The sequence below is a fragment of the Bacillus sp. UMB0728 genome (assembly GCF_002858875.1).
GTDB lineage: Bacteria > Bacillota > Bacilli > Bacillales > Cytobacillaceae > Bacillus_AB > Bacillus_AB infantis.
The window spans coordinates 1,022,689-1,049,652 of the sequence record NZ_PKLA01000001.1 but is presented as its reverse complement, the minus strand read 5'-3'; the positions used below and the strand labels follow the sequence as shown (position 1 = coordinate 1,049,652).

28 protein-coding genes are annotated in these 26,964 nt (G+C 46.7%); 20 read left to right on the top strand and 8 right to left on the bottom strand.

Features of this window, described 5'->3' with window-relative positions:
- The first annotated feature begins 105 nt into the window (after positions 1 to 105).
- The 6 genes from CYJ37_RS05445 (at position 106) to CYJ37_RS05420 (ending at position 6,451) form a co-directional block, all read left to right on the top strand.
- Complete coding sequence (locus tag CYJ37_RS05445) at positions 106 to 969, top strand: manganese catalase family protein (protein ID WP_009795588.1); 864 nt, start codon at positions 106 to 108, stop codon at positions 967 to 969.
- 464 nt (positions 970 to 1,433) lie between these two features.
- Positions 1,434 to 2,102, top strand: a complete 669-nt coding sequence (locus tag CYJ37_RS05440; protein ID WP_180827253.1) for an SOS response-associated peptidase — start codon at positions 1,434 to 1,436, stop codon at positions 2,100 to 2,102.
- A 42-nt stretch (positions 2,103 to 2,144) separates the two neighbouring features.
- On the top strand, positions 2,145 to 2,609 hold the full coding sequence (locus tag CYJ37_RS05435; RefSeq protein WP_094768944.1) for an STAS domain-containing protein: 465 nt from the start codon (positions 2,145 to 2,147) through the stop codon (positions 2,607 to 2,609).
- Positions 2,610 to 2,629: 20 nt separating this feature from the next.
- Complete coding sequence (locus CYJ37_RS05430; protein WP_009795592.1) at positions 2,630 to 2,968, top strand: nuclear transport factor 2 family protein; 339 nt, start codon at positions 2,630 to 2,632, stop codon at positions 2,966 to 2,968.
- Positions 2,969 to 3,124: 156 nt separating this feature from the next.
- Positions 3,125 to 4,648 carry a M3 family metallopeptidase gene (locus CYJ37_RS05425; protein WP_257964178.1) on the top strand — a complete coding sequence of 508 codons (1,524 nt, stop codon included), beginning with the start codon at positions 3,125 to 3,127 and terminating at the stop codon, positions 4,646 to 4,648.
- Between the two features lie 87 nt (positions 4,649 to 4,735).
- Positions 4,736 to 6,451, top strand: a complete 1,716-nt coding sequence (locus CYJ37_RS05420; protein WP_009795596.1) for an ABC transporter ATP-binding protein — start codon at positions 4,736 to 4,738, stop codon at positions 6,449 to 6,451.
- A 59-nt stretch (positions 6,452 to 6,510) separates the two neighbouring features.
- On the opposite strand, the gene CYJ37_RS05415 is transcribed toward CYJ37_RS05420, so the two are convergent.
- A complete protein-coding gene (locus CYJ37_RS05415) occupies positions 6,511 to 8,892 on the bottom strand; it encodes a putative bifunctional diguanylate cyclase/phosphodiesterase (protein ID WP_101548346.1) in 2,382 nt (793 codons plus the stop codon).
- A 266-nt stretch (positions 8,893 to 9,158) separates the two neighbouring features.
- On the opposite strand from CYJ37_RS05415, the gene CYJ37_RS05410 reads away from it, so the two are divergent.
- Genes CYJ37_RS05410 through CYJ37_RS05400 form a run of 3 tightly spaced genes read left to right on the top strand, consistent with a single transcriptional unit; the run spans position 9,159 to position 11,408 of the window.
- The gene (locus tag CYJ37_RS05410) at positions 9,159 to 10,034 is read left to right on the top strand and encodes a carbon-nitrogen hydrolase family protein (protein WP_009795598.1); all 876 of its coding nucleotides are present in this window, start codon (positions 9,159 to 9,161) and stop codon (positions 10,032 to 10,034) included.
- 4 nt (positions 10,035 to 10,038) lie between these two features.
- Complete coding sequence (locus tag CYJ37_RS05405) at positions 10,039 to 10,716, top strand: GNAT family N-acetyltransferase (RefSeq protein WP_009795599.1); 678 nt, start codon at positions 10,039 to 10,041, stop codon at positions 10,714 to 10,716.
- Between the two features lie 20 nt (positions 10,717 to 10,736).
- Positions 10,737 to 11,408: a hypothetical protein gene (locus CYJ37_RS05400; protein ID WP_009795600.1), complete on the top strand. Its 672-nt coding sequence runs from the start codon at positions 10,737 to 10,739 to the stop codon at positions 11,406 to 11,408.
- Positions 11,409 to 11,554: 146 nt separating this feature from the next.
- Here the strand turns inward: CYJ37_RS05400 and CYJ37_RS27630 are convergent, their stop codons facing one another.
- Both CYJ37_RS27630 and CYJ37_RS05395 read right to left on the bottom strand, forming a co-directional pair.
- Positions 11,555 to 11,689, bottom strand: coding sequence for a hypothetical protein (locus CYJ37_RS27630; protein ID WP_022544052.1), 135 nt, complete (start codon positions 11,687 to 11,689; stop codon positions 11,555 to 11,557).
- A gap of 16 nt (positions 11,690 to 11,705) precedes the next feature.
- Complete coding sequence (locus tag CYJ37_RS05395) at positions 11,706 to 11,867, bottom strand: hypothetical protein (RefSeq protein WP_022544051.1); 162 nt, start codon at positions 11,865 to 11,867, stop codon at positions 11,706 to 11,708.
- Positions 11,868 to 12,057: 190 nt separating this feature from the next.
- Here CYJ37_RS05395 and CYJ37_RS05390 point away from each other — a divergent pair, with 190 nt between their 5' ends.
- The gene (locus tag CYJ37_RS05390; protein ID WP_009795602.1) at positions 12,058 to 12,381 is read left to right on the top strand and encodes a MerR family transcriptional regulator; all 324 of its coding nucleotides are present in this window, start codon (positions 12,058 to 12,060) and stop codon (positions 12,379 to 12,381) included.
- A 294-nt stretch (positions 12,382 to 12,675) separates the two neighbouring features.
- On the opposite strand, the gene CYJ37_RS05385 is transcribed toward CYJ37_RS05390, so the two are convergent.
- Complete coding sequence (locus CYJ37_RS05385) at positions 12,676 to 12,981, bottom strand: antibiotic biosynthesis monooxygenase family protein (protein WP_009795603.1); 306 nt, start codon at positions 12,979 to 12,981, stop codon at positions 12,676 to 12,678.
- Between the two features lie 160 nt (positions 12,982 to 13,141).
- On the opposite strand from CYJ37_RS05385, the gene CYJ37_RS05380 reads away from it, so the two are divergent.
- The 3 genes from CYJ37_RS05380 (at position 13,142) to CYJ37_RS05370 (ending at position 15,992) form a co-directional block, all read left to right on the top strand.
- Positions 13,142 to 14,020, top strand: coding sequence for a MurR/RpiR family transcriptional regulator (locus tag CYJ37_RS05380; RefSeq protein ID WP_101548345.1), 879 nt, complete (start codon positions 13,142 to 13,144; stop codon positions 14,018 to 14,020).
- Positions 14,021 to 14,145: 125 nt separating this feature from the next.
- Positions 14,146 to 15,081, top strand: a complete 936-nt coding sequence (locus tag CYJ37_RS05375) for an MBL fold metallo-hydrolase (protein WP_101548344.1) — start codon at positions 14,146 to 14,148, stop codon at positions 15,079 to 15,081.
- Positions 15,082 to 15,227: 146 nt separating this feature from the next.
- On the top strand, positions 15,228 to 15,992 hold the full coding sequence (locus CYJ37_RS05370; protein WP_101548343.1) for a Cof-type HAD-IIB family hydrolase: 765 nt from the start codon (positions 15,228 to 15,230) through the stop codon (positions 15,990 to 15,992).
- Between the two features lie 101 nt (positions 15,993 to 16,093).
- On the opposite strand, the gene CYJ37_RS05365 is transcribed toward CYJ37_RS05370, so the two are convergent.
- The 3 genes from CYJ37_RS05365 to fdhD are packed head-to-tail and all read right to left on the bottom strand — an operon-like array spanning position 16,094 to position 18,394.
- Positions 16,094 to 16,543 (bottom strand): OsmC family protein, encoded by a 450-nt coding sequence (locus tag CYJ37_RS05365; RefSeq protein ID WP_009795609.1) that lies wholly within the window; start codon positions 16,541 to 16,543, stop codon positions 16,094 to 16,096.
- A 32-nt stretch (positions 16,544 to 16,575) separates the two neighbouring features.
- Entirely contained in the window at positions 16,576 to 17,589 is a 1,014-nt protein-coding gene (moaA, locus tag CYJ37_RS05360; protein WP_022544048.1) for a GTP 3',8-cyclase MoaA, read from the bottom strand.
- A gap of 19 nt (positions 17,590 to 17,608) precedes the next feature.
- Positions 17,609 to 18,394: a formate dehydrogenase accessory sulfurtransferase FdhD gene (fdhD, locus tag CYJ37_RS05355; RefSeq protein WP_009795611.1), complete on the bottom strand. Its 786-nt coding sequence runs from the start codon at positions 18,392 to 18,394 to the stop codon at positions 17,609 to 17,611.
- Positions 18,395 to 18,631: 237 nt separating this feature from the next.
- Between fdhD and CYJ37_RS05350 the strand changes: the two genes are divergently transcribed.
- A complete protein-coding gene (locus CYJ37_RS05350) occupies positions 18,632 to 19,891 on the top strand; it encodes an L-lactate MFS transporter (RefSeq protein WP_101548342.1) in 1,260 nt (419 codons plus the stop codon).
- A 341-nt stretch (positions 19,892 to 20,232) separates the two neighbouring features.
- Here CYJ37_RS05350 and CYJ37_RS05340 read toward each other — a convergent pair whose 3' ends face one another.
- Entirely contained in the window at positions 20,233 to 21,363 is a 1,131-nt protein-coding gene (locus tag CYJ37_RS05340; RefSeq protein WP_101548340.1) for an amidohydrolase, read from the bottom strand.
- A gap of 183 nt (positions 21,364 to 21,546) precedes the next feature.
- Here CYJ37_RS05340 and CYJ37_RS05335 point away from each other — a divergent pair, with 183 nt between their 5' ends.
- From CYJ37_RS05335 to CYJ37_RS05310, 6 genes are all read left to right on the top strand, one after another.
- The gene (locus CYJ37_RS05335; RefSeq protein WP_009795615.1) at positions 21,547 to 21,993 is read left to right on the top strand and encodes an Lrp/AsnC family transcriptional regulator; all 447 of its coding nucleotides are present in this window, start codon (positions 21,547 to 21,549) and stop codon (positions 21,991 to 21,993) included.
- A gap of 25 nt (positions 21,994 to 22,018) precedes the next feature.
- Positions 22,019 to 23,080 (top strand): M42 family metallopeptidase, encoded by a 1,062-nt coding sequence (locus CYJ37_RS05330; protein WP_094768933.1) that lies wholly within the window; start codon positions 22,019 to 22,021, stop codon positions 23,078 to 23,080.
- 86 nt (positions 23,081 to 23,166) lie between these two features.
- Positions 23,167 to 24,015, top strand: a complete 849-nt coding sequence (locus tag CYJ37_RS05325; RefSeq protein ID WP_022544047.1) for a M55 family metallopeptidase — start codon at positions 23,167 to 23,169, stop codon at positions 24,013 to 24,015.
- Between the two features lie 48 nt (positions 24,016 to 24,063).
- Complete coding sequence (locus CYJ37_RS05320; RefSeq protein ID WP_022544046.1) at positions 24,064 to 24,990, top strand: ABC transporter permease; 927 nt, start codon at positions 24,064 to 24,066, stop codon at positions 24,988 to 24,990.
- A 2-nt stretch (positions 24,991 to 24,992) separates the two neighbouring features.
- Entirely contained in the window at positions 24,993 to 25,937 is a 945-nt protein-coding gene (locus tag CYJ37_RS05315) for an ABC transporter permease (RefSeq protein ID WP_101548339.1), read from the top strand.
- Between the two features lie 12 nt (positions 25,938 to 25,949).
- Positions 25,950 to 26,963, top strand: a complete 1,014-nt coding sequence (locus CYJ37_RS05310; RefSeq protein WP_009795620.1) for an ABC transporter ATP-binding protein — start codon at positions 25,950 to 25,952, stop codon at positions 26,961 to 26,963.
- Position 26,964 lies beyond the last annotated feature (1 nt).

Sequence of the window (26,964 nt, the reverse complement as noted above, 5' to 3'; positions counted from 1 at the left end):
ACCATTGTACGTGCAATATTGGCCGATTATTCCATAAATATATAAGGGCTGATATCACGGAATGTACAATTCCAGATATATAGAGGGAATTTGAGGAGGGTATTTATGTTTTATCATATTAAAGAGCTTCAGTATCAGGCAAAGCCGGATCGGCCGGATCCCCTATTTGCTAAAAAGCTTCAGGAAGTATTGGGGGGGCAATTCGGTGAAATTTCTGTAGCACTTCAATATCTCTTTCAAGGCTGGAGTGTGAGAGGAAATGGAAAATATAAAGACTTGCTAATGGATACGGGCACAGAAGAACTAGCCCATATTGAAATGCTCGCAACGATGATTGCCCGTTTGCTTGATGGTGCTCCTGTTGGTGATCTGGAAGATGCAGCCAAGGATCCAATCATGGCGGCCATCCTTGGCGGAATGAATCCTCAGCATGCCATCGTCTCAGGCTTGGGGGCAATGCCGGCAGACAGTGTAGGCAACAGGTGGACAGCAGATTATATCATAGCGAGCGGAAATCTTCTCGCCGATTTCAGGGCCAACCTGAATGCGGAGTCGCAGGGACGTCTTCAGGCTGTAAGGCTGTATGAGACTACAAACGACAGAGGCGTAAAGGATATGCTGTCATTCCTGATTGCCAGGGATACGATGCACCAGAACCAATGGATAGCAGCTATTAAGGAATTAGAAGCTGCTGAAGGCGGAATCGTAGTTCCTGTTTCTTTCCCGAAAGAATTGGAAAAGCGCCAGGTCAGCTATACGCTGTTTAATTTCTCCCAAGGAAATCAGAGCGCTGAAGGCCGCTGGGCGCAGGGTGTCAGCATGGATTGCCAGGGAACCTTTAATTATGTGGAAAACCCGCAGCCGTTTGGCAAGGCGCCGAAGCTGAAGCCGGCACCTCCATATATACACGACACACCGCCGGCTGCGCTTAAAGCGAATCCAGCAAATATTCCACCAAGCATGTGCTGAAGGACACCGGAGAACCTTCGAATGCGATTAAAATAAGGCCCAATGCCTCAATATAAATAATGGTCCTTCTTAGTAAAGCAAGCTGCTTTACAAAGAAGGGCTTACATAACACTGGTATGATAGAAAGACTCTTTGCCGATCCGATTGCTGCTGCCAAATCTCCAAGAGGCCTGGAAGGGCTATTTTTGAATATTTGGCAGCTTTATAAACAAAATATTAGGACTAACTGCCTTATATCTGGTTAAATAGATATTAGGTACACATTAAAAATGTGCATATAAACCAGACAACCTGTCTATACGGACAAAGCATACGAGCATATGATACAGTAACCACTAACCACTAACCACTAGTACCCATTAACACCTTCCTTTTCAGCGGGGGATCTTCCTCCGCTGCTTTTGCTTGCCCTTGAGCAGTTTCCTGGGCAGAAGGAAATCCAGACAGAAAGCGGGATGATCTTTTTGTGCGGCAGGTTTACTTTAACAGAAGTAATACATGAGCTTCAGTCACAATTCAATTTTTCCTTCGAAGGGGAAATATCACCAAGATACAATATTGCTCCAAGCCAAAATATCCTGGCAGTAGCTGCTGGAAAAGGCGGAAGGAAAGCTGCTGAATTGCAATGGGGGCTTATACCATTCTGGGCGAAAGATCCGAAAATCGGCTATAAAATGATCAATGCCCGTTCAGAAGGGATTGAAAGCAAACCAAGCTTCAGGGATGCATTCAAACAAAGGCGCTGCCTGATTCTGGCTGATGGATTTTACGAATGGAAGAAAACGGCGGATGGGAAGCAGCCTTACCGTTTCATTTTGAAGGAGGGCAAGCCTTTTGCCTTTGCCGGGCTGTGGGAAAGATGGGAAGGGCCGGATGCACCTGTTTTCTCCTGCACGATCATTACAACCGAACCAAACAGCGTAACAGAAGAAGTTCATGACCGGATGCCTGTCATCCTGAAAAGCAGTGATTATGATACATGGCTGAATCCCAGAGAAAAAGACCTTGGGAAACTCAAAGAGCTTCTTGTACCTTATCCTGCGGAGGAAATGGAATCTTATCCAGTATCAACGCTTGTGAATTCACCCAAGAATGAGCTGGCTGAGCTGATATCGCCGCTCAACAGCCAATAAAAGTGCAACTTTAAATAAATAGAAGATTGGTGAAGAGTAACAATGACGAAAGAATACATAAGAATGCTTGAAGAAAAGGTAAAGGAATATGAAGAAGTAATATCGCTGATGTCTGCACCGATCATTCCATCCATTATTCCCAGTACAATCCTTGTTCCGATAACAGGTTTGCTGGTTGCTGAAAGGTTTGAGAAAATCCGGGGGAAGATCATGCAGTATATCCAGAAAAATGAAGTGGAAACGGCTATTATCGATTTTACGGATATTACAATCGACCGGATCGAGCAGATGAGCCTGTCAGAGCTGGGCATTGAAATCGATCAGCTGACAAAGTCGGTGCGCCTCATGGGGGTTGAACCTTACTTTGTCGGACTTTCCCCGGTTCTTATCCGTGAGGTTGTTCTGACTGGCATCAATCTTCAGGCAGAAACTTTTTCTGATTTCCAGGCAGCTCTGAAATATCTGATGAAAAAAAAGGGACTTTCCTTCTCAGCATCTGATAACTGATAGAAAATGGGGGAGTAAGGATGGCTATAGTGGAGCAATTAGCAGAAAGGCAGCTTGAAGCCTATAATCGCCAGAATCTTGAAGAATTCCTTGAAGTGTATAGTGAAGATGTTGAAATCCGCAGCTTTCCTTCACAGGAACTGCTTTATGCAGGAAAAGAGGAAATGCGCAAAGTGTATAAGAGATTGTTTGAAAGCAATCCCCGCCAGAAGGCAGTCCTTTTATCCAGAATAATAAAAGGCAGCATCTGCATCGACCATGAGAGCGTGAAGGGAAGGGCAAGCGGAGAAGAAACAGAAGCAGTTGCCATGTACGAGGCGGAAGCTGGCAGGATCAAAAAGGTATGGTTTGTTTTATGATCACCTTGTAAAGCGGCGTGGAACCACGCCGCTTTTCCTGTGAAAGGCACAATAAAAGCTCCAAGCTGCAAAAATCCTTCTTGCTGGCAGAATATTCTTTTTATATAATAGATTCAATGTATTTCGATTATAGAAATAAAAAATGGGGGAATCAGCTTGGGACAGCATATGGAAGAGATTGAAGGAATATACAGTGAAGTGCATGATGCACAGACGCAGTACGGGCGTCTCCTTTGGACACAATATACAGCCGGATACGATTTCGGCCTAAAAGACCAGTACCAGAAAATAACCAGCCTTCTGAAGAATGAGAAAAGCTATGAATTGGTGAGGGAAGCACTGGAAACAGAGCAGGACCCACTGAACAAAAGAAAACTGCAGCTGGTTGACAATCTATTCAAACCTTACCATTTGTCACAGTCGCTGAATGAACTGGATGAGGAAATCCAGGGGAAAGTCAGTGACCTGTCCAAGTTGTTGAACCAGTTTCGATACACCTTTCAGGGCAAGGAGGTTTCCTCTGTTGAACTTGGCCAGGTAATGAGCCGGGATGAGGATAAGAACAGGAGAAGGGAGGCTTTCTTTGCCAAAAATCAGATCAACCAGCCCATGATTGATGCAGGATTCCTCGATCTTATCAGCCTGAGGAAAACGTATGCCAAAGAATATGGATCAGCCAATTACATAGCGCATCAGCTTGAGATGAATGAATTGGACGAAGACATCTTCAGCAATTGGCTCCCTGAGCTCCATCAGTCCCTGCCTGCCATGGAGAAGGCGAGGGCCGGATTTGCAGAGCAGTTCCTCCATGAAGACAGGATCCTGCCCTGGGATGAGCAGTATATCGATGCAAAGATTGCCCCTCTGCTGAATCAGGAAGTGGATATGTCCGATTATTTCGGGAATATCAATAAATTATTTTCTCTATTCGGGTTTGATATTAGCAGCTATAATATTACGTATGACATTTTTCCGAGAAAAAACAAACCGGAATGGGGCTATAACTTCCCGATTGAAACGGCAAAGGATTCACGGATACTGGCTAATGTGAAAAATAAATTTCATGAGTATGGTGTGCTTCTCCATGAAACAGGCCATGCCGTCCATTCCTTTCTGCTGGATCCGGAGGAATTGATATTGAATACAGGCGTGAGCGGGATCATCAGTGAAGGGATTGCCAACCTATTTCAGGGATTTCTTTACAGCCCGCAGTTTTCCGGGAGCTTTTTCAGCGGGTCTGATGGCGCGGCAGAGCAATTTTCCAGGCTGAAGGAATACCGGAAGACAAACTCGCTGCGAGCCATCAGCCGGATCTTTTTTGATCACAGCTTTTATCTCAATGAAGCCTCTTCACTGGATGACGTGTATCAGCTTTACTGGAAGAACCACAGGGAAGTGCTGCAGGAGGAGCCGTTTGGTGATGAGCCGCCATGGGCTTTCACGATTCATTACACTACCCATCCGATTTATCTTCACAATTATTTCATGGGCGATGTGACTTGTGAAATGCTTAAGGGGGTTTTTGAAAAGAAGCATGGAAATGGCCTGCTCGCAGACCCTGAAGCTTTCGGCAGCTTCCTTCTGAATGAAGTCATCAGGCCCTCAGGCAGTCTGAAGTTCGGGGAACTGTTCAAAAGGATAAGCGGGGAAGAATTTTCTTTGAAATTCATGAGATCATAATAGATTGCGCAATGCTGCGGCGCTGGCAGATCCTGCTCCGCAGCATGCTGTATTTGAAGATGCACCACGAAAAGGAGAAAAAGAAAGATGCTAAAACGCTTTTTTTCATATTATATACCTCATAAAAAACTATTTACGCTCGATTTCAGTTCGGCCGTCATAGTCGCCCTTCTGGAGCTTGCCTTCCCCCTTGCTGTACAATGGTTTATCGATAAGCTCCTGCCAAGCGGCAACTGGTCGATGATAGTTTCAGTCAGTGCAGGTCTGCTGGCTTTATATATAGCGAGCACTTTCCTGCAGTATATCGTCAATTACTGGGGCCATAAGCTGGGCATCAACATTGAAACAGATATGCGCCATCAGCTGTTCACACATGTCCAAAGGCAGTCTTTCCGATTTTTTGACAACACCAAAACAGGGCATATTATGAGCCGGATAACGAATGACCTTTTCGATATCGGCGAGCTTGCCCATCATGGGCCGGAGGATCTGTTCATTGCCATCATGACCTTTGTCGGGGCCTTCTGGATCATGCTGACCATCAATGTGAAGCTTGCTCTCGTAACGATCCTGATCGTGCCATTCCTCGTATGGCTGATCACTTTCTGCAATATCAGGATGAACAAAGCCTGGAAGCAGATGTACAGCGACATAGCTGATGTCAATGCCAGGGTAGAGGACAGTGTCTCCGGAGTCCGCGTTGTCCAGTCATTCACCAACGAAGACTTTGAAATCTCCCGCTTCTCTGTCAATAACCGGAAATTCCGTAAAGCAAAGCTTGCCGCATATAAAATCATGTCCTACAGCTCATCAGGCATTTATATGATGACAAGGATGATGGTGCTTATCGTCCTTGTTCTCGGGGCATGGCTTAGCTACCAAAACCAGCTGTCCTATGGCGAGCTCGTCGGATTCGTTCTGTATGTGAATGTCCTTTTCAAGCCGATTGATAAAATCAGTGCCCTGATGGAGCTTTATCCGAAAGGGATGGCAGGATTCAAGCGGTTCATGGAACTCCTGGATACAGAACCGGAAATAAAGGATGCTCCCGACGCTATTGAAGTGGCTTCCCTTAAGGGGAATATCGCTTTGGACAATGTTTCGTTCAGCTATGATGACAGCAAACAGGTGCTGAAAGACATCGACCTTACCATTAGGGCAGGGGAAACGGTGGCTTTTGTCGGGCCTTCAGGGGCGGGGAAAACAACCATTTGCTCGCTGATCCCGAGATTTTATGATGTGAATGGAGGAAGCATCACCATTGACGGCATGGATATCCGGGATATGACCCAATCATCCTTGCGGAAGCAGATCGGGATCGTCCAGCAGGATGTATTTCTCTTCACCGGAACTTTAAAGGAGAATATCGCTTATGGCATGCTGGATGCATCTGAGGAGCAGATCCGGTCAGCCGCCAAGCGTGCCCATCTGGAAGGGTTTATCCATTCCCTGCCTGACGGGTATGAAACTCAGATCGGCGAACGGGGACTCAAATTATCCGGCGGGCAAAAGCAAAGGATTGCGATAGCAAGGATGTTCCTGAAGAATCCGCCAATCCTGATTTTGGACGAAGCCACATCGGCCCTTGATACTGAAACGGAAATGATCATTCAGAAGGCCCTTTCAGAGCTTGCACAAAATCGGACGACGCTCGTAATCGCACACCGTTTGGCAACCATCCGCAATGCAGACCGGATCGTTGTTGTGACAGAAGACGGGATTGCGGAGCAGGGAGGGCACGATGAACTGCTCGCGAAAGGCGGCATTTTCGCCGGCCTTCATCAGGTTCAGTACCAGCAGTAATCAGATCTTCATAAAAAAGAAGCAGCCAAGCGCATAGCCGGCTGCTTCTTTTTCGTTTTCTATATTATCCGCGCTTTCTTTCCTCCAAACTCTCTTTCGATTTCTGCGGCAGGCTTCGGCGGGCTGAAATAATAGCCCTGGATTTCATGGCAATCCATCCTGGACAGCATATCGGCCTGCTCTTTCGTTTCTACACCCTCAGCAATAAGATGCAGCTTTAAAAAGGAAGACATGGAAATGATGGCAGACACCATCGAATGCCCGTTTCCATTATCGCCAAGCCTGTCTATGAAAGACTTATCGATTTTAATGGTATCGATGGGAAGTTTATCAATATAGCTTAAAGAGCTGTAGCCGGTCCCAAAATCATCGAGGCTGATTTTCATTCCGTATTTTTTCAGGAACTGGAGCTTTTCTATTGTTTCCTTCTCGTTGAACATGGCAAGACTCTCAGTGATCTCGATTTCGAGAAGGGAAGGGTCGATGCCTGCCTGTTCAGTGCAGCGGGTAATGCTTTTAACCAATCCGGGATTCGAAAAAGATTTTTGTGATAGATTAATTGAAACCGGGAGCCCCATGAGTTCTGTGCTGTGCCATCGCTTCAGCTGAAAGCATGCTTCTCTCAGCACCCAAAGCTCAAGCGCGGCAATCAGTCCTGACTGTTCGGCAACCGGTATGAAAACACCCGGAGGGAGAATGCCCTTTTGTGGATGCTTCCACCTTACAAGCGCTTCAAACCCGGTTAGGCATTCTTTTAAAACATTATATTTCGGCTGGTAGTAAAGCATCAGCTCGTCACTTTCAATGGCTTTTTTCAGTTCATTCTCAATAACGATCTTTTCCAGGCTGTGCTGGTTCTGTTTTCTTTCATAGAGCGCAAAAAAAGCATGATCATTTTTGCTTACCGTCCTCTTGGCGTTTTCGGCATTCCGCAGCAATTCGGTCGCTTCTTTGCCATGATCCGGAAAAATGGCAGCGCCAATCGAACACTCAAGGAAGATTTCATGATCATCCACCGTGAAGGGTTCGGCAAAGGCTCTTTCAATTAGCCCTGCTGCTTTCTCGAGGTCCAGATTTTCCCTGATCAGGAGAGCGAACTCATCGCCATTCAGCCTGCCGAACAGGGCGCTCTCGCCAAAGGCATTCTTCAGCCTTGAAGATGCCTCTCTTAGGAGCCCGTCGCCCTCCTTTATCCCAAAAACCTCCCTGATACTCCTGATGCGGCCGATTTCAATGCTGAGGATTGAGACAGGACTCCCTTCTGCAATGACCTTGTCTGCTTCATAAATGAACTTTCTGGAATTATAGTGGTCCGTCAATTCATCATGATTGACTAGATGCCGGATCCTTTCCTGGCTTTGAATGATTTCCGTTATATCCTTAGCAATTCCATATACGCCAATGACTTCTTTTTGCAGAACGATAGGAACAGCAATAATCCTTACAATAGCGGAGATTCCATCTTTCCGCTGCATAGTGACCTCAAACTCAGAAGGGATTCCCTCCTTCGCTTGCAAAAAGTAATCCAGCGTCTTGGAGATATCCTTTTCAAAGATCAATGGAATGAAAGTCATTTGAAGCAGCTCCGCTTCTGTATAGCCGGTCAGTTTTTCCGCCATTTTATTAACCGAAATAAAGCGGCCCTCCAGATTGATGGAGAATACTGAATCGGGATTGGAATCAAACAGCGAGCTGAAATGCTGCTCGCTTTTCTCAAGCCTCGTTTCGTTGACGGTGTTCCTGTATTCGCCGAACAGGTCCGGTACTATGGCGAGCGTAGTCATTGCCAGGATCTCCACTGCATATGGGAATAAGAACAGCTCATTAAAATAACCGCTCTGGATGCCGACAGCCGAAATGGCAGTCAGATACGGGATGCCGGACAGTGCCAGGCCAGCTGCCAGGCTTCCGATCAGCTCCCACCGCCTGCTACTGCTGTTTTCAGGCTCCTTGCTCAGCTGCAGGAGGAAGCGGAGGGATGAAAAGGATATCCCTAGAGTGATTAGGCCGGTCATTAAAACGAGCGGCAGATTCAAATGTAAATCATGGTGAAACAGAATAAAAACGGCAGAATAATCAGCGAGCAGTATGATACTGGTAATCATAAAGCCGGCAAGCAGATACAAACCCGTTCCCAGCTGTTTCTTGATGCCCATCTTAATGGCCAGGAAACTGCCTCCGATACAGCTGAAAAGGAAATATAGAAAATAAAAAAAGAAATCGACTGCATCGACTTTGGCATTCAAAGCAAGAACAACAAACAAGTTTGTCAGGAAAAAGGTAATGCCAATGATTGAGGCATCTCTCAGAAGATGATCTGATGTATTGCCCTTCGAATTCGAGGATTTCCTGACTGAGCGGAGTAAAAGAGAACAATTAATGATGGAAAAAATAATTCCGAGCAGAGCATAAAAATATTGCAGGTTATCAAGCGAGACCAAGATGCCCCTCCTCCAGATATAGTTACTAAATTTAGGTATATTTTATTATATCAGGTAAAAGAGCGCCGGGACGATTGGCACAGGACTTTTATTGAAAATAATAGAGATGTATTCTGCAGAGCCTTCAACAGGTGGAGAAGAAGGATAGTTACAGAGAAGTAACCAACTTACTTCAAAGTGAGTACTTGTTAAAAATCAAAAAATATTCCATAATCAAAAAGATAGTGCAGCGTGCACTAGCCCATCAATTTTTAGGGGGTTTTTTTATGAAATTAAGAGTTTCTGCAGTTCAATACCACCTGCATACTATTCGTTCATTCCAGGACTTTGCTGACCAGTGTGAACATTATATAAAAACAGCACAGGAATATGGATCAGAGTTCGTCCTGTTTCCAGAGTTTTTCACAACGCAGCTTCTGTCAATCGGGAGTGAGCAGGGAACAAGGCTGACCATCAATGAACTCCCAGGGTTTACGGATCAATACAGGGAGCTGTTTTCCCGTTTCGCAATTGAAACAGGGATGCATATCATCGGAGGCACCCATGTTGTCAGCCGAAATGGAAAATTATACAATGTGGCCCACCTGTTCTATCCGGACGGCAGGATAGGGGAGCAGGCAAAGCTCCATATTACACCGACAGAGGTACATGAATGGAATATGTCCCAGGGAGACGGCCTCAGTGTCTTTGATACAGATAAAGGGCGCATTGCGGTCCTCACTTGCTATGATATTGAGTTTCCTGAAATCGTCAGGATGGCGAAAGCGAAAGGGGCGGATGTGATTTTCTGTCCTTCCTGCACAGATGACCGCCATGGCTTCCACCGTGTCCGCTATACCAGCCATGCAAGGGCGATTGAAAACCAGGTATATGTAGTTGTGACTGGCACTGTCGGATCTCTTCCTACAGTTGACTTCATGCGCGCCAACTTCGGGCAGGCCGCAGTGCTGACGCCTAATGATGTTCCGTTTCCGCCTAAGGGTATCATGGCTGAAGGCGAGCTTAATAATGACATGATCGTAACTGCTGACCTTGATTTGAGCCTGCTTTACGAAGTGAGGGAAAGAGGTTCAGTGACAACCTGGCGCGACAGGCGCAGTGACCTGTATACAGACTGGGAAAATACCGGGATAGAAGGCTGAGAGTATGGAATACGAAAGCCGTTTCTATGTTCGAGATGGTGAAAAGATGCTGCAGGCGGCAGTCAGGAACTATCAAAGAAAAGATTTTCCTGAGCTGATCAGCATCCAGGCGGAATGCTTTCCGCCTCCTTTTCCAGAAGAACTGTGGTGGAACAGGGAACAGCTGGAAAACCATGTTTCTCTCTTTCCGGAAGGTGCGCTCTGCATAGAGGTTGATGGCGAGCTTGCCGGCTCAATGACAGGGCTTCTCGTGCAGTTCGACCCTTCTTCACCTTCCCACACATGGGAAGAAGTGACAGACGGAGGGTATATCCGCAATCATAATCCGAATGGAAATACTTTATATATCGTGGATATCAGCATCCGGCCAAAATACCGTAAGCTCGGCCTGGGCAAGATTCTGATGCAGGCTATGTATCATACGGTCATTGGCCTTGGGCTGGAGCGGCTGCTTGGGGGAGGGCGCATGCCGGGCTATCATAAGCATGCAGCGCTCATGAGCCCTGAAGAATATGTCCGGAAGGTTACAGCAGGAGAACTGAAGGACCCGGTCCTTTCATTTCTCCTGGGATGCGGGCGGGTCCCGATTGCTCTGGTGTCCGGTTACCTGGAGGACGGGGAGTCCTTGAATTATGCCTGCCTGATGGAATGGAGAAATCCTTTTTTACAGGAGAATAAATAACTATTTTTGGAGTGTGTCAGATGGAGTATATCCGCATTACAAGTATTGAAGATCCATTATTTGTCAAGATGCATAATTTAATGAAGGACGTTTTCCCTCCGGAAGAGGTGCTGGAATATGAATTGTGGAAAGAACCGCTCGAGGATCCCGGCATCAGGGTGTTTATTGCCCTTGAAGACGGCGAAGCCGTAGGCGCAACAGAATACCGCTATTATCCTGACTGGAATATCGCCATGACCGATTTTACCATCATCGGCAAGCCGGGCCTGAGCATCGGGCGCTTTCTTGCAGTTAACAGGCAGAAAGACCTTGAAGGGCTTGCAAGGGAAAATGGCAAAGAGCTTTTTGGGATGTTTGCAGAAATTTATGACCCTTATCAGGCCGGCAGCCATGAGTTTGGCGGAGTGAAGGCGATGAATCCGTTTGTCCGCCGGGAAGTGCTCTCACATCTGGGGTACAGACGTCTGAGTTTTGAATATGTACACCCATCATGGAAGAATGACGGTGAAGCGGTGAAAGGTCTTGATCTATGCTTCATGCCGGCAAATGAAGAAACGCAGGAAATACCTGCAGCCCTTGCTGCAGATTTTCTTGAAACTTATTACAGCGTCCTTTCCAACAAGCCTGCCGAATGGCTCGCAATGGTTGAAGGATTGAAGAATAAAGAAACAATCGAACTGCTGCCATTGTAAAAGCAGCACTAAAAAATAGAGAAAGCCCGCGGCAGCGGGCTTTTTTTCAATTGCGGGTGACAGGCACCTATACCACTCCTATACCACTTCCAAGAAGATTTCTGCACTTACCTTAACATCCATTTTCAATCAGATATTAGGTTTCCTCAGCTGTTCTGAGCCATTCGGAGCAATTCATGGGCACGTTCACCTGCAAGTTCGGCGAGAACTTCCCAGATCTCATCACGGAGCAGATCCAGTTCTATGATTTTCTTCGCAAGTTCGGCTGCTTCTCTTTCCATCCATTTCCCCTCCGGTTCAACTTTTGTCCAGACCCTTTTCTCTTTGCAGTTTCTTATATTCTCCCTCAAGTTCTGTCAGCGTCAATGATTTTACATAAGAATCGAGCAAACCGCCTTTAACGAGCAACTGAATGAAATACTTCTTCTTTTTCTCAACTGCCTCGCGAAGAAATGGCACCGGCCCTCATCCTTTCTTTCGTTTTTTATAGTGTAGAAAAAAACATGAGAAATTTCATTTGCTTTGTAAGAAAATCTTCCTGTTTTTTCATAAAAGGGTTAATTAATGTCAGATTTTCTTACATAACTCTGTGAAAATCTGTTTCTGCATATATATAATGGAACAAAGATAAAGCCATCGGGGTGAGTGTATGAAAGAAGAACCTTCGTACAAGAACAGAAAAGTCATTTCCATTGGGGTGGTAAGCGAGCTGACAGGATTGAGTGAAAGGCAGATTAGATATTATGAAGAAAGAAGCCTCATTTTTCCCGAAAGAACTGAAAAGGGGAGCAGGAAATATTCCTTCTCAGATGTTGAACAGCTCATTGATATTGCCAACAAAAGAGAAGAAGGGGTCAGAACAGACGAAATCAGGAGCGATTATCTGAAAAAAAATAATACCAAAGATGAGAAACTCCGCGAGCAGATGCTAAAAGGGCAGATTAATGCCCGCTTTGGGATCCGGAGGAAATAATAGTTATTCACTGAATTTTATAAATTTTTCCGCCTTTGAAAGATATACTGGCCTAAGAGAATACAACATGATTTCATCCAAATGGCGTCCCATCCACACATCCTGCCTATGCTTCAAAGTGTTACAGTGAGAAAGACCATTGGGCTTGTGAAAAATAATGAAAAGAGTTCTCCTCTATGGAGGGCTTTTTTGATCCTGTATAAATTAAAGGGCCAAATATGCCATGCAAAAAGGACCCCCGCTCAAAACTGGAGCGGGGGTCCCGGGCATTTAGTAGTCTGATAAAATGATATGCTAGTCTCCAACAACCTCGAATTGAGTTACCTTTGGAATGACAGAGGCGAGCTCCTGGTCTGGGTATTTCTTTTCAAGATCATGGATTTCCTTGAATTGGGCGCTTTTTACCCAATTTAAATAGCTTTCCTTCGTATCCCATTCCATATGGACGGTAATGTCCCCTGGTCGTTTGCTGTTCTGGAGCAGAAGGAATTTTTTGAAGCCTTCGGACTGATCTACTTTCCGTGAGCGGTTATGGTAGATTTCTATTACCTCTGCAGCCTTTTCAGCCGGCACGGTAAAGGTAGAATGGACAATATACATAGTAAGCACTCCAACACTTTTTTGTCTATCATAACATGGAGGAGTCCTGCTTACAATGAAGCAGCAAAGCATCTTTCACCTTCTGCACTGCTCAAAAATGATAGAACAGGGAAAAGGCGTTATAATATAAATAATAAATATATCGCAAGTGAGGTATTCCATGTCTTTTATTAATGGCGGGCTTGTCATGCTTTCCGAAATGCTGGGAAAGCTGCCTCCTTCAGAGAAAAAAATAGCATCCTTCATCCTGGAAAATCCAAAGGAAGCGATCGCATTGACAGCCAGTGAACTGGGCAAGCGGAGCTCCACAAGCAGTGCGGCCGTAATCAGGCTCTGCAAATCACTTGGGCTGAAAGGCTACCAGGAATTGAAGCTTAGGATTGCCGGTGATCTGCAAAAAACTGACCACCCCGGATTCCGTGATATTGAACCGAATGAATCACAGCATTCCATCATTGAGAAAATGTCGAGCAACAGCATCCAGACAATCAGGGAAACTGCCGATCTGCTGAGCACAGAAGAGCTTTCCAAAGCTGTCGAAGCCATCCAGAAGGCGGAAACAGTGCATTTCTTTGGGGTAGGCGCCTCCAGCATCATCGCCCAGGACGCCCAGCAGAAATTCCTCCGCATCAATAAGCATGCTACAGCCTTTGCTGATATCCATATGACTGCTACACTGGTCGCGAATGTTAAGCCGGATGATGTGGTTTTCGGGATATCTTTTTCAGGCAAGACATTTGAGGTCGCCAAGATACTTGAGCTTGCCAATAAGCGGGGCGCTGTAACAATCTCTCTTACAAAGTACGGAAGCTCCCTCGTTTCAGATCAAGCGGATATCAGGCTGTTCACATCTTCCACAAAAGAGCCAACATTCAGGAGCGGTGCAACTTCCTCGAGGATCGCACAGCTTCATGTTATTGATATTCTTTTCATGTGCGCCGCTTCCAGACAGTATGATGAAAGCGTTGCCTATCTTGATCAAACGAGGAGTGCCATTGATTTTCTGCGCGAGAATGTTAAGTCGAAGCATTTGAAGTAGTTTGGACCGGGTGATCTGCCCGGTCCTTTTACTTTGGAGAAAAGTGCAATCTTTTGCCGCTTCCCAGCCGCCCTAGTAAAATATAAGAATCAAAGCCATATATGGCGGTTAAGGAAGGTAATGGTATGAAAGGCTCCAGATATGAAAATTATGATGGTGTGAAAAACGAACATGGGTTCAGGGATATGCTGCGCTGGTCGAGGGAGAGGCGGAGGAATAAGAAAGATCTTAATGTGCAGATAGCTCAGGCTGAAGAGAAGGAAGCAGAGAAGCTTAAGAAAAACCGGGAGTCCATGTCAGTGACTTGGATAGGGCATTCGACCTTTCTTATACAGATGGGCGGATTGAATATGATCACTGACCCAGTGTGGGCTTTAAGGATGGGGGTGCAAAAGAGACTGACGGAGCCTGGACTGCCAATCACTTCCCTTCCTCCCATTGATTTGGTCCTGATTTCGCATGGCCATTATGATCATCTTGACTTTCCTTCAATCAAAAAGCTTGGGGGAGATCCGGCTTTCTATGTGCCGGCAGGCTTGAAGGGAGTTTTTACAAAGAGGGGCTATAAGAATATCCACGAGGCAGACTGGTGGGACAGTTTTAAAGCGGGCACCCTTAAGCTTACCTTTGTCCCTGCCCAGCATTGGACAAGGCGGGGCCTGAATGACACCAATACTTCCCATTGGGGAGGCTGGATCATAGAGAATCCTGAAGATGAACAATCAGTTTATTTTGCAGGGGATACGGGCTATTTCAGGGGATTCAAGGATATAGCGGAAAAGCACAAGCTTGATATTGTCCTGATGCCGATCGGCGCATATGAGCCGGAATGGTTCATGTCTGTTTCTCATATCAATCCCGAGGATGCAGTAAAAGCCTTTCTTGAGCTGAAAGGGAAGCTGTTCATTCCCATGCATTATGGTGCGTACCGACTGGCAGATGATACAGGGCCTGAAGCGTTGGAAAGGCTTGAAAAAGAATGGGACAGGCTCGCATTGCCCAAGGAACAGCTGAAGGTCCTGAAGCTTGGCGGAACAATCTGGCCTGGAGAGCAATTGTAAAGTTTATGCTAAGATTGGCTGCCAGAGCTTCTTCCCGGTGCAGAATATATATAAGCTTAAAAGAGCGGGGAAGTCTATCATTGGATAGACATGCCATATTTTTATTATAATAAGATAGACATAATTCGAGAGAGGACTGAGCCGCGTTGCAAAACAGAGAAGAAAGTCCAGAGATTAAACTGATTGCATTGGATATGGACGGAACATTATTGAATGAAAAAGGCGAAGTATCGGATGGGAACCGTAAAGCTGTAAAGGAAGCCATTGAAGCAGGCATCAAAGTGGTGTTAAGCACTGGCAGGACAAGGCTTACCTGCAGGGATCACGCAGATTCCCTGGAGCTTGACTCCTATCTTGTGACAATCAACGGAGGGGAGATATGGGGACCGGACGGGAGCCTTGTGGAAAGGAATCCGGTTTCTGCAGAGCTGATCAGCTGGATGTGGGATTTGTCAAAAGAGCATAAAGCCGGCTTCTGGGCAGTTAACAGCGAGAAGGTGTTCCGAGATGAGATGCCGGAAGATCTGCTGTCAAACGAATGGCTGAAGTTCGGTTTTAACATCGAGGACGATGCCGCAAGGGAAACGGTTCTGCAGACATTGGCAGAACGGGGAGAGCTGGAAATAACGAACAGCGCCCTGACCAATATCGAAGTCAATGCACTGGGAGTCAATAAGGCTAATGGCATTAAGAGGGTCTGCGAACTTCTTGGCTTAACGATGGATCAGGTGATGGCTGTCGGGGACAGCCTGAATGATATTTCAATGATCAGGGAATGCGGCTGGGGTGTAGCGATGGGAAATGCCCAGGAGACAGTAAAGGAAGCAGCCGACGCAGTGACCGCTGCCAACACTGAAGATGGAGTAGCAGCAGCTATCAGAAAGTTTGCCCTCAAAAAGCAGCTAAGCTAGTTGAATTGAAAAATAAGGCACTCTTTATGTTCAAAAAATGCCCGGGAAATCTGAGGCGGCCACATTATGTGGTATCGTTCAGTTTCCCGGGCATTTTTTTGTTATTCAGCTTTTTTTATATCCGTATAAAGTGAAATTTCCACATTTCCTTTTACAGCCCTTGAAATCATACAGGATCCCTCCGCTTTTTGGGCAAGCCGTTCGGCAAGCTGGAGGTCCCGGTCTGACGCGTCCGATTTCAAAATAATCTGAGGGCGGTGGATAATTTCTTTATAGGTTATGACTCCGTTAGTAACATCGACTATTCCTGTCGATTCTATCGTTAAGTCCTCTTTTTCGAGCCTGCTTCTCTCCATCATGGCAGCCAGTGTAATGATATAGCATGTCGCGGCTGCACCGAGGAGCATTTCATCCGGATTAGTGCCGACGCCAGGCCCGTCCATTTCCGGCGGGATGGATATTTTCGTAGAGAGCCCCTTTGTTTCCAGTGTTCCAGAATCATTGCGCAATCCTGGCCAGTGGGCTTTTAGTTCAAATCGGTGTTCCGCCATTATGCATCCTCCTGACAATAAAAGAGACCAGATCAGCCTCCAATATGGGACATTTCAACTTTTTTCCGGGAAGTGCCGCTGCTTTTCAGCTCATCCCTCGTCTCTGAATACCGGTCATCCCTGGCATTCCAGATACCAGTGATGATGCTTTCAAGTTCATCATCGGTTTTTCCTGCACGGAGCGGCTCTTTGAGGTTATGCCCGGCAGAAGAAAACAGGCATGTATACAGTTTGCCTTCAGCAGAAAGCCTTGCTCTGTTGCATGATGAGCAAAAAGCATCAGTGACGGAAGAAATAATCCCAAATTCAGATTCTGAGCCTTCATATACATATCTTTTTGCAACTTCCCCCGGATAATTCGGCGGGGCAGGCTGGAAGGGCAAGACTTCCGCTATATCGCGGAGGATATCTTTCTTTGTATAAACGGTATCCATATTCCACTGGTTTGTGTTCCCGACATCCATGAATTCAATGAATCTAAGAGCATGGCCTTTTTCTTTGAAAAATTTGGCCATTGGGATAACATGATGATCATTTACGCCTTTCTGGACAACCATGTTAATTTTTACTTTCAAGCCGGCTTCAGCTGCTGCGTCAATTCCTTTCAGCACTTGATCAACTTTGATTCCGCGGCCGTTTATTTTTCCGAACAGCTCATCATCCAGTGAATCGAGGCTGATGGAAACCCTGCGCAATCCTGCAGATTTCAGTTCTTTTGCATAGCGGGGCAGCAGTATTCCATTAGTGGTCATGGCTATATCATCAACCCCGGGGATGCTGGACAATTTCTCAACAAGCTGGGGGAGATCTTTGCGCATTAAAGGCTCACCCCCGGTGAGCCTGAATTTTTGGATTCCAAATGCCTTCGCAAAAACGGACGCAAGCTTCTCTATTTCCTCAAACGAAAGGAGCTGGTCCTTCGGCAGGAAGGCATATCCGGGGCCAAAAATTTCCGCCGGCATGCAGTAGGTGCAGCGCAGATTGCATTTATCGGTAACGGAGATGCGCAGATCCCGCAGATTTCTGTCTAGTTTATCTATGAGCATGGGATGGCCTCCTTTAAATTTAAATTTCTGTTATCCGTTCCGGGCAGGAGTAAACGTTAAAGGAATTTCCCCTGATAAATCCTGCTGCAGTAATGTTCAAATCTTCCGCAAGATCAATCGCAAGGCCGGTCGGGGCAGACTTGGACAATAAGATGCCGACCCCGATTTTGGCGGCCTTCAGAAGCACTTCAGAGGAAATCCTTCCGCTGAACGCAATCGCTTTATCCCGTACAGGTATCTTATTTATTATACAGTATCCCAGAATTTTATCTAAAGCATTATGCCTGCCAATATCTGTACGGCTGATGATCATCCTGTCGCCATGGAATAAAGCTGCATTGTGGACACCGCCGGTCTGCCGGAAATCAACACTGGCTTCCTGCAGCTGCTTCATCGCTGATAGGCATTCTTGGGCTGTTAATGAAGCTGTTGAAGTGGAGGTCTTTGCTGTCTTCACATCACTGAGGAGATAAAACTGCCGGCTTTTGCCGCAGCAGGAGCCGATGAATCTTTTGGAATGGGCCGGTTTTAAGGCTGGGGTGTAACTGCTTACCTCGGCATAAGCGAAGCCCTTGCTGCTGTCTACCTGGAGGCTTGTCAGCTCTCTGCTGCTGCGGATGACTCCTTCAGAAGCAAGGAATCCGACCGCAAGCTCTTCCAGTCCGTCCGGGGAACAAACCATTGTAGCGAATTCCTCGCCATTTATAAAGATGGTGAGAGGGAATTCCTCTGCTATCAGGTCTGCACCCTCTTTAAGCTTTCCATCCTGAAATTGGACTATTTTTCTTTCTTTGCTTATATTCATTCTTTTCACCCGTTCTCTTGAATTACCACAAATATTAGCACATATATGAGAGAAAGCAAGAATTTAAGCCGTGGTATATTGCTGCTGTTTATCCAGCGCCGAATACAGGGCATCGCCTTGCCATTCTCTAAAAAACATCTAAATATTATGACTATTCTGTTTGGAGTGAAGCTTTTAAGGGAATATAGCAATGCTTGTTATGAAAGGGTTTTCTAATTAGAGGAGGGAGATGGAGTGATGGAAAAAACCAAAAACAGGTGGCTGATCGCGGCCTCGGCAGTGGGAATCCATATATCGATCGGGTCTGTATATGCCTGGAGTGTCTTCACCAAGCCGATTGTCAGCGAGTTTGGCTGGGATTTGACAGAGGTCAGCTTTACTTTCAGCCTGGCAATTTTATTCCTGGGCCTATCAGCTGCATTCCTGGGCCACTTTGTAGAAAGATATGGTCCGCGCAAAGCGGGGATATTGGCTGCCGTTTTTTTCGGCGCAGGAATAACCGGATCAGGGCTTGCGATCCAAATGGAATCTTTAATGCTATTATACATCTCTTATGGAGTACTTGGAGGCATTGGTCTGGGTGTGGGCTATATTGCTCCTGTTTCAACTCTCGTAAAGTGGTTCCCTGACCGCCGCGGACTTGCGACGGGGCTTGCTATCATGGGATTCGGTTTTGCTGCCCTTATCAGCAGCCCGATCATGCAGAGCCTCATCAATTCCGTGGGGATTGCAAGCACCTTCTATATCCTTGGGATCTCCTACTTTATTATTATGATCGCTGCCTCTCTCTATTTGGCTCCTCCAAAAGAAGGCTGGGTGCCGAAAGGGTTTGAAGGAAAAGGGGATGGCAAGGGTGGGGGAAGGGAAGATTTATCGCAGCTCACAGCCAATGAGGCAGTGAAAACGAAAAGATTCTACTTTCTCTGGATCATGCTTTTCATCAATGTCACCTGCGGCATAGCCATTATTTCTGCTGCTTCTCCTCTCGCACAGGAAAGCATCGGACTTACAGCAGCAGCGGCAGCAGCCCTTGTCGGTGTTCTGGGCGCTTTTAATGGATTAGGAAGGATCGGGTGGGCTTCGATCTCCGATTATATCGGCAGGCCCAATACCTATACGCTCTTTTTCCTGATCCAGATCATTGCTTTTCCGCTTGTCACCATGGTTGATAATCCGCTGCTGTTTCAGATCATCCTTGCCATCATATACACATGCTATGGCGGAGGCTTTGCCTCCATCCCGGCATACATCGGGGATTTGTTTGGGACAAAACAGCTGGGCGCCATCCACGGATATATTTTAACAGCGTGGGCTGCGGCCGGCCTGGCCGGACCGATGTTCGCTTCTTGGGTAAGGGAAACGACAGGGAGCTATTCTCAAAGCCTCTATGTTTTCACAGGGCTCTTTGCCGTTGCACTTACTGTTTCATTATTGATCCGCCTTGATATTAAAAGGCTCAGAGAGAAGAAAGCAGATAAAAAGTCAGTAGCCGTCTAGTTATAAAAAGGGCGTTTTACGGAAGACAGGCTGGCCGCCAAAACAGTTGATCGCTGTGTATGGCGGCTATTTGACGTTTGCTGAAACAAAAACAGCATGCTTTTCAAAAGGGGAAATAATCTTGTGGCCGGCATAACCTTTGGCAAAGAACCGATTGTGAACCAGCTCAAAAGCCGATGTTTTCTATTCATCGGCTTAATAAATGCTGTTAGTGGGGGGCCTTTGGCAGCGCCGCCCAATTTGCCTGTGAGATTCCTGGATACGAAGATACCATTTCTGGACAGTCAGCCTGCCAATCACCCTACAGCAGAATTGCCGGCAAAAAAGACTAACCGCCTGGTTCAGACTCTCTCCCCGTTGATATAAGTTTCCTCAACGGAGGAACGCAAGTCAAATGGATCCCCGCTCCAGATGACAAAGTCGGCGTCCTTGCCAGGTTCGAGCGATCCGACACGATCCTCGACTCCGAGATGCCTTGCCGCATTAATCGTAGTCGCTTCTAGTGCCTGCTCTTCACTCAGGCCGTTTTTGACAGCCAGAATGGCGCTGGTCATCAGGTGCTCGATTCCTACGACAGGGTGGTCAGTGGTAAGGGAAAATGCTATTCCCTCTTCTGCAAGGGCAGGAAGTGTATGCCAGCCTTTATCCGCAAGCTCAACTTTGGATCGGGAGGACATGGTCGGGCCAACGGAAACCCGGACATCATGTTTGGCAATGAATGGGGCAATCAGGTGGCCTTCTGTGCAATGCTCGATGGTCAGGTCAAAGCCGAATTCCCTTTTAAGCCTTAAGATGGTAATAATGTCATCGGCCCGGTGCGCATGGACGCGAAGCGGGATTTCTTTATTAAGCACCTTAGCAATGTTCTCAAGTTCTAGTTTCCTGTCTGCTTTTCCGGCTTTGCGGTTTTCGATGTAGCTTTGTGCCTCAATGAATTTTTCGCGCAGAATCGAGGCTACCCCCATCCTGGTAGTCGGCATGATGCCTTTTCCGCCATGGAATCTTTTCGGGTTTTCTCCGGTTGCCGCTTTCAGGCCGGAAGGGTTTCTGATAACCATATCATCAATGATTTGCCCGGCAGTTTTCAGGACGATCATCTCTCCGCCAATGACATTGGCGCTGCCCGGCATTACCTGAACCGTAGTGATTCCAAAGCGCCTTGCATCCTCAAAGCCTTTCTCCATCGGGTTGATCCCATCGATGGCTCTTACCTGGGCAGTGGCAGCAGCACTTGTTTCATTGAAATCCTGCCCCTCTTTACCCACACCTTCTTCATGCACACCCAGATGAGTATGTACGTCAATCAAACCTGGAGTGACAATTTTGCCTGCTGCATCAATGACTGTATATTCTTCCCCGATTTCAAGATCTTCTCCTAATCTTTGAATTTTCCCGTCCTGAATAAGAAGATTGGCATTTTCATATTTTTTCCCTGTTCCATCAAAAACTTTTGCGTTTGTAATCGCTAACATGATTTTTTCGCTCCTTTTTTAATAAAAAATGTTGATTTCTGAAAATTCTTTTTCTATAATTACCCTTAATTCCTTTTTTCGATAATAAAATATTTTTTAAATATTGTAAATGGTACATATATTGAATTTGCATTTCCGTTTTTCTTACTTATATTAAAATCTCATACCGAAAGGAGGTAATTTATGAAATACGAAATTGATGAGCTGGACAGGGGTATTATCAAGCTGCTCTCCAAAGACGGAAGAATGTCATTTACAGAGATCGCCGGCAAAATGAATGTGACCGAAAAAACAGTCAGGCTGCGCTATAAGAATCTGATTGACAATCACATCCTTGAAGTGGTCGGGGTAGTGAACCCAATCGCCCTTGGATTAAAGGCAGGCGCGATCATTCAGCTGAAAGTTAGGCCGCAGAGCATACATAAAGTGATTGACGAACTGAAAACCTTCCGGGAAATCAGGTATGTTACCTTGACATCCGGACAATATTCGCTTCTAGTCCAGATCGCGGTGCCGAGCCAGGATGAGATAACAGATCTGCTGCTCAGGCTGAATGGCCTGGAGGATATCACAGAAGTGAACAGCATTGTCCAGCTTGAAGTGTTTAAAAATACCTTTGAATTCATTTGAAAGCCAAATAGATAGGAGAGATATTATGCTGGAGATTTTAAAAAAGTTGACGTCACTATCCGGTCCATGCGGGTACGAGCATTCTGTGTCCTATTTTTTAAAAGAATACCTTGAAGATAAAACAGATTCCGTCACCATTGATCCGATCGGCAATGTGATTGCCAGGAAAAAAGGGGACAAACCGGGTCCAACAATTGTTTTGACAGCCCATATCGATGAAGTGGGATTCATCGTCAAAAAAATTGAACAAAACGGCCTTCTCCGCTTCGAGAAGCTTGGCGGCAATGATGACCGCATCATGCTTGCCCAGCCTGTCAGGGTGATGGGAAGCAAAGGGGAAGTGAGCGGTGTGATCGGCACGATTTCTGCTCACTATGCAAAATTTGACGACCCTGGGAAGGTAAGGAAGCATACGCAGATGTACATTGACATTGGCGCTTCTTCACCTGAGGAAGCAGCAGAAATGGGAGTCGGGATCGGCACACCGGTAACCTGGGGAACAGAATTTCAGGTGTTTGGGCCGGAAAAAAAGCAGCGGGTGCGCTCCAAGGCACTGGATGACAGGGCAGGCTGCGCTGTATTGCTTGAATCTCTGGAAGAGGTCAAGGATGGTTCCTTTGCCGGTGAGCTTATTTTCCTTTTTGCTGTCCAGGAGGAAGTCGGGCTCAGGGGGGCAAAAACAGCTTCTGAGCATCTGCAGGCTGACGCGGCTATAGCAGTTGATACTACCGCAGTCAGTGATACGCCGGAAGAAACAATGGATGGAAGCCTCGGACTTGGAAGAGGCACTGGCATCAAGGTCATGGATTTCAGCCTGATTGTACATAAGACGGTGAAAGACCTGTTAATAAGACTGGCTGAAGAAAACAAGATTCCGTACCAGCTTGAAGTATTTCCGGGCATCGGAACAGATGGAGGAGCGGTCAATTATGCCAATAAGGGAATCCCGACTGGCGTCCTTTCCATTCCATCCCGCTATGCACACTCACCTGTTGAGGTTGCAGATATCGGCGACCTGATTGCAACTAAAGATCTTGTCACAGCATTTATCAGGAATCTGACTGAAGATCAGACCTTCCCTTTTTAAGAGGGAAGGCTGACTTGCCTAAAACCCAGTTTAAAAAGACTGAAAAATTAAAATAATGAATGATTATTCATTTAGGAGGATATTTAATGAAAATATTTATCTCGGCAGACATGGAAGGCATCTCAGGAGTAGCGACAAACCAGCAGCTAAAAACAAACTCAGAATACCAGCGGTTCAGGAAGCTTATGACAGCCGATGTGAACGCAGCAATTGAAGGAGCTTTCAATGGAGGGGCAGAGGAAGTGGTCGTGGCGGACGGCCATGGCAATATGTCTAATATCATTATTGAAGAAATGGATCCGCGTGCCCGCCTTGTTTCAGGGAACAACCGGGTCATGTGCCAGCTGGAAGGCCTGGATGGGACGTTCAGCGGAATCATGTTCGTCGGCCACCATGGCAGGGAAGGCGGTTCTGATCTGACAGTCATTTCTCATACACTTGCAGGCATTTGTGTGAACGAAATGAAAATCAACGGAAAAATTGTCGGTGAAACAGAAATGAACACAATGGTGGCAGGAGCATTCGGCGTCCCGGCAATCTTTGTTTCCGGTGATGACGCTTATGTAAAAGAAGTGCAGGAAACACTTCCACATGTAGAAGGGGCCGTGACGAAGAGGGCTGTTGACAGGTTCGCGGCCGAACTGATCCATCCTGAGAAAGCAAGAGAAGAAATCAGGGCCAAGGCTGAGGCAGCCGTTAAAAAGGCAAAGGACCAGCAGGCCGTCGAGACGGAAGGGCCGGTAACATTTGAAATCGAAATGAAGGGGCCGCAGCAGGCAAAAATGACAACAACCCTCCCGACAGTTGAATTGATAGGGCCAAAAAGAATCAAGTTTACTTGCGATGATATGGTCACTGCCTATAAGCATATGTGGGGCTGCGTCATCATAGCAATGACTGCTACCAATGGAGTCCTGGGCCAGGTAAATGCGTAAAAAGAAAAAGGAGCTCTACTGCTCCTTCAATGCTGTGGAGGTGAGCAAATGTACATAGTCAAACGATTCCTCATCATGCTCTTAACGATTTGGGTAATCGCTACACTGACATTCGTCATAATGAAATTCATACCCGGGGATCCATTTGCTTCAGACGGCGATGTGCTGCCTGAGGAAGTTCTCCAGAATATCAGGGCCAAATACAATTTGGATGAACCGCTGCCTGTACAATATGCGCTGTTTATGAAAAATCTTGCGATAGGTGACCTTGGGCCGTCCATCCAGTCGGAAACGAGGAGCGTCAATTCAATCATCGCAGAAGGAGCGCCGGCTTCAGCACTCCTGGGTATCCAGTCCATCACAATCGCTTTGATATTCGGGCTGTCGCTTGGGATCATAGCGGCACTGAATCATAACAGGTTCATTGATTATGCGAGCATGATGGTTGCCATCATCGGCATCTCTGTCCCAAGCTTCATCCTGGCGCCGCTCCTGATTAAATATTTTGCGGTGGATTGGAGGCTGCTGCCTGTTGCTTCATGGGGAACATGGCAGCATACAATCCTCCCGTCACTCGCACTGGCTGCGACCCCGCTTGCAGTCATCGCAAGATTCATGCGTTCGAGCATGCTTGAGGTCATGAACCAGAACTATATAAAGACCGCCAATGCAAAGGGGCTTTCCACGTTCCAGCTTGTACTTAAGCACGGTATCCGGAATGCCATCATGCCGGTCGTTTCCTTTATCGGCCCATTATTTGTTGCGCTGATCACCGGTACCTTTGTTATTGAAAAAATCTTTGCCATACCTGGAATCGGCCGCTATTTCGTTGACAGTATCTTCAACAGGGATTATCCCGTTATCCTGGGGACAACGATTTTCTTCAGCGCCATTCTTGTCATCACCCTGTTTTTAATTGATATTTCCTACAGGCTGATCGACCCACGAATAAAACTATCGAGCGGAGGGGAATAAACATGCAGCCGAAACAATCAGAAGAGCTCCTGTTCAGGCCTGTATCGCCCGATAAAAAGAGCCATGATGAAACCCAGAGGCCGTCCTTGAGCGTCTGGAAGGAAACGGCACTGAATATTGTAAGAAATAAATTGGCATTGCTTGGCTTCAGCCTCCTTTTGGTTATCATCCTCCTTGCGGCTTTCGGACCATCATTTGTCCCGTACAGCCCTTCTGACCAGGATCTGACTAAAGGCAATCTTGCCCCATCTTCAGAGCATTGGTTCGGGACAGATGATCTGGGGAGGGATATGTGGACGCGTACCTGGTACGGAGCAAGGGTGTCCTTGACTATCGGTTTTGCCGCAGCCATCATCGACCTGATTCTCGGTGTAGCGGTAGGCGGGATCAGCGGCTATATGGCCGGGAGAGGGAAGTTCGGAGACCGGGTGGACAGCCTGCTTATGAGGCTTGTTGAGATTCTTTACGGCATCCCTTATCTGCTCGTCGTCATCCTGCTTATGGTCATCATGGAACCTGGCGTCACAACCATTATCATTGCCCTGTCTGTCACAGGCTGGGTCGGGATGGCCAGGATCATCAGGGGTCAGATCCTTCAGCTGAAGTCACAGGAATATGTCATGGCAGCAGAAAAATTGGGGACCTCCCACGGGAAAATCATCATGCGCCATCTGCTGCCAAATACGATGGGCATCATAATCGTCAATCTGACATTTACAATCCCGCAGGCCATCTTTGCCGAATCTTTTCTCAGCTTCCTTGGATTGGGTGTTCAAGCCCCATTTGCAAGCTGGGGGACGATGGCCAATGATGCATTGGGTGTCATCCTGAGCGGACAATGGTGGAGGCTGTTTTTCCCGGGGCTGATGATTTCCCTGACAATGTTTGCATTCAATGCATTCGGTGACGGACTTCAGGACGCGCTGGATCCAAGAGTACGGAAATAGGAGGCATGACAGATGAGCCATTTACTGGAAGTGAAAAACCTCGAAGTTAATTTCAAGACATACGGAGGAGAGGTAAAGGCAGTCCGGGACGTTTCCTTTCATATCGATAAAGGCGAGGTACTGGCAATCGTAGGAGAAAGCGGAAGCGGAAAAAGCGTGACTGTCCAGACGATCATGGGGCTGATACCCACTCCTCCCGGAAAAGTAAAGAATGGGCAAGTACTTTTTCAGGATAAGGATTTGCTGAAAATCTCCAAAAGGGAAATGCAAAAAATCAAAGGCTCGAAGATCAGCATGGTCTTCCAGGATCCAATGACTTCCTTAAATCCGACAATGAAAATAGGCAAGCAGATAGAAGAAGGCCTTCTCATCCATCAAAAGCTGGGAAAAACAGAAGCAAAAGAAAAGGCAATCGAGATGATCAAACTCGTCGGCATCCCAAATCCTGAAGAGCGGTACAGCCAGTATCCGCACGAATTCAGCGGGGGGATGAGGCAGCGTGCCATGATAGCCATTGCCCTTGCCTGCAATCCGGAGCTTCTGATCGCAGATGAGCCTACCACTGCACTTGATGTAACGATCCAGGCCCAGGTGCTGGATCTGATGAAGGATCTGCAGAAAAAAACAAATACTTCTATTATATTAATCACGCATGATTTGGGAGTGGTCGCTGAAACGGCCCAGCGTGTGATTGTCATGTATGCTGGGATGATGATCGAGAGCGGAACTGTCGCTGAAATTTTCGAGAATCCTAAGCATCCCTACACCTGGGGACTTCTTGAGTCGATTCCGGACACAGACTCTCCTGATAAGAAAAGGCTCGTGCCGATTGAAGGCTCCCCGCCGGATTTATTTTCGCCTCCAAAGGGATGTCCTTTTGCACCAAGATGCAAATATGCAATGGAAATCTGCCTGCAGCAAATGCCGCCAGCATTTGGAGAGGAAAATGGGCATCAGGCCAAATGCTGGCTGAATGACCCAAGGGCCCCTAAGGCCGAAGACTTCGTTGCAGCAGGGAGGGAATGAA

Excerpts from the sequence above, each read along its gene's own strand:
- CYJ37_RS05445 (WP_009795588.1), top strand. The coding sequence starts at position 106 with ATGTTTTATCATATTAAAGAGCTTCAGTATCAGGCAAAGCCGGATCGG.
- CYJ37_RS05435 (WP_094768944.1), top strand. The coding sequence starts at position 2,145 with ATGACGAAAGAATACATAAGAATGCTTGAAGAAAAGGTAAAGGAATAT.
- CYJ37_RS05430 (WP_009795592.1), top strand. The coding sequence starts at position 2,630 with ATGGCTATAGTGGAGCAATTAGCAGAAAGGCAGCTTGAAGCCTATAAT.
- CYJ37_RS05420 (WP_009795596.1), top strand. The coding sequence starts at position 4,736 with ATGCTAAAACGCTTTTTTTCATATTATATACCTCATAAAAAACTATTT.
- CYJ37_RS05410 (WP_009795598.1), top strand. The coding sequence starts at position 9,159 with ATGAAATTAAGAGTTTCTGCAGTTCAATACCACCTGCATACTATTCGT.
- CYJ37_RS05405 (WP_009795599.1), top strand. The coding sequence starts at position 10,039 with ATGGAATACGAAAGCCGTTTCTATGTTCGAGATGGTGAAAAGATGCTG.
- CYJ37_RS05400 (WP_009795600.1), top strand. The coding sequence starts at position 10,737 with ATGGAGTATATCCGCATTACAAGTATTGAAGATCCATTATTTGTCAAG.
- CYJ37_RS27630 (WP_022544052.1), bottom strand. The coding sequence starts at position 11,689 with ATGGAAAGAGAAGCAGCCGAACTTGCGAAGAAAATCATAGAACTGGAT.
- CYJ37_RS05390 (WP_009795602.1), top strand. The coding sequence starts at position 12,058 with ATGAAAGAAGAACCTTCGTACAAGAACAGAAAAGTCATTTCCATTGGG.
- CYJ37_RS05385 (WP_009795603.1), bottom strand. The coding sequence starts at position 12,981 with ATGTATATTGTCCATTCTACCTTTACCGTGCCGGCTGAAAAGGCTGCA.
- CYJ37_RS05380 (WP_101548345.1), top strand. The coding sequence starts at position 13,142 with ATGTCTTTTATTAATGGCGGGCTTGTCATGCTTTCCGAAATGCTGGGA.
- CYJ37_RS05375 (WP_101548344.1), top strand. The coding sequence starts at position 14,146 with ATGAAAGGCTCCAGATATGAAAATTATGATGGTGTGAAAAACGAACAT.
- CYJ37_RS05365 (WP_009795609.1), bottom strand. The coding sequence starts at position 16,543 with ATGGCGGAACACCGATTTGAACTAAAAGCCCACTGGCCAGGATTGCGC.
- moaA (WP_022544048.1), bottom strand. The coding sequence starts at position 17,589 with ATGCTCATAGATAAACTAGACAGAAATCTGCGGGATCTGCGCATCTCC.
- fdhD (WP_009795611.1), bottom strand. The coding sequence starts at position 18,394 with ATGAATATAAGCAAAGAAAGAAAAATAGTCCAATTTCAGGATGGAAAG.
- CYJ37_RS05350 (WP_101548342.1), top strand. The coding sequence starts at position 18,632 with ATGGAAAAAACCAAAAACAGGTGGCTGATCGCGGCCTCGGCAGTGGGA.
- CYJ37_RS05340 (WP_101548340.1), bottom strand. The coding sequence starts at position 21,363 with ATGTTAGCGATTACAAACGCAAAAGTTTTTGATGGAACAGGGAAAAAA.
- CYJ37_RS05335 (WP_009795615.1), top strand. The coding sequence starts at position 21,547 with ATGAAATACGAAATTGATGAGCTGGACAGGGGTATTATCAAGCTGCTC.
- CYJ37_RS05330 (WP_094768933.1), top strand. The coding sequence starts at position 22,019 with ATGCTGGAGATTTTAAAAAAGTTGACGTCACTATCCGGTCCATGCGGG.
- CYJ37_RS05325 (WP_022544047.1), top strand. The coding sequence starts at position 23,167 with ATGAAAATATTTATCTCGGCAGACATGGAAGGCATCTCAGGAGTAGCG.
- CYJ37_RS05320 (WP_022544046.1), top strand. The coding sequence starts at position 24,064 with ATGTACATAGTCAAACGATTCCTCATCATGCTCTTAACGATTTGGGTA.
- CYJ37_RS05315 (WP_101548339.1), top strand. The coding sequence starts at position 24,993 with ATGCAGCCGAAACAATCAGAAGAGCTCCTGTTCAGGCCTGTATCGCCC.
- CYJ37_RS05310 (WP_009795620.1), top strand. The coding sequence starts at position 25,950 with ATGAGCCATTTACTGGAAGTGAAAAACCTCGAAGTTAATTTCAAGACA.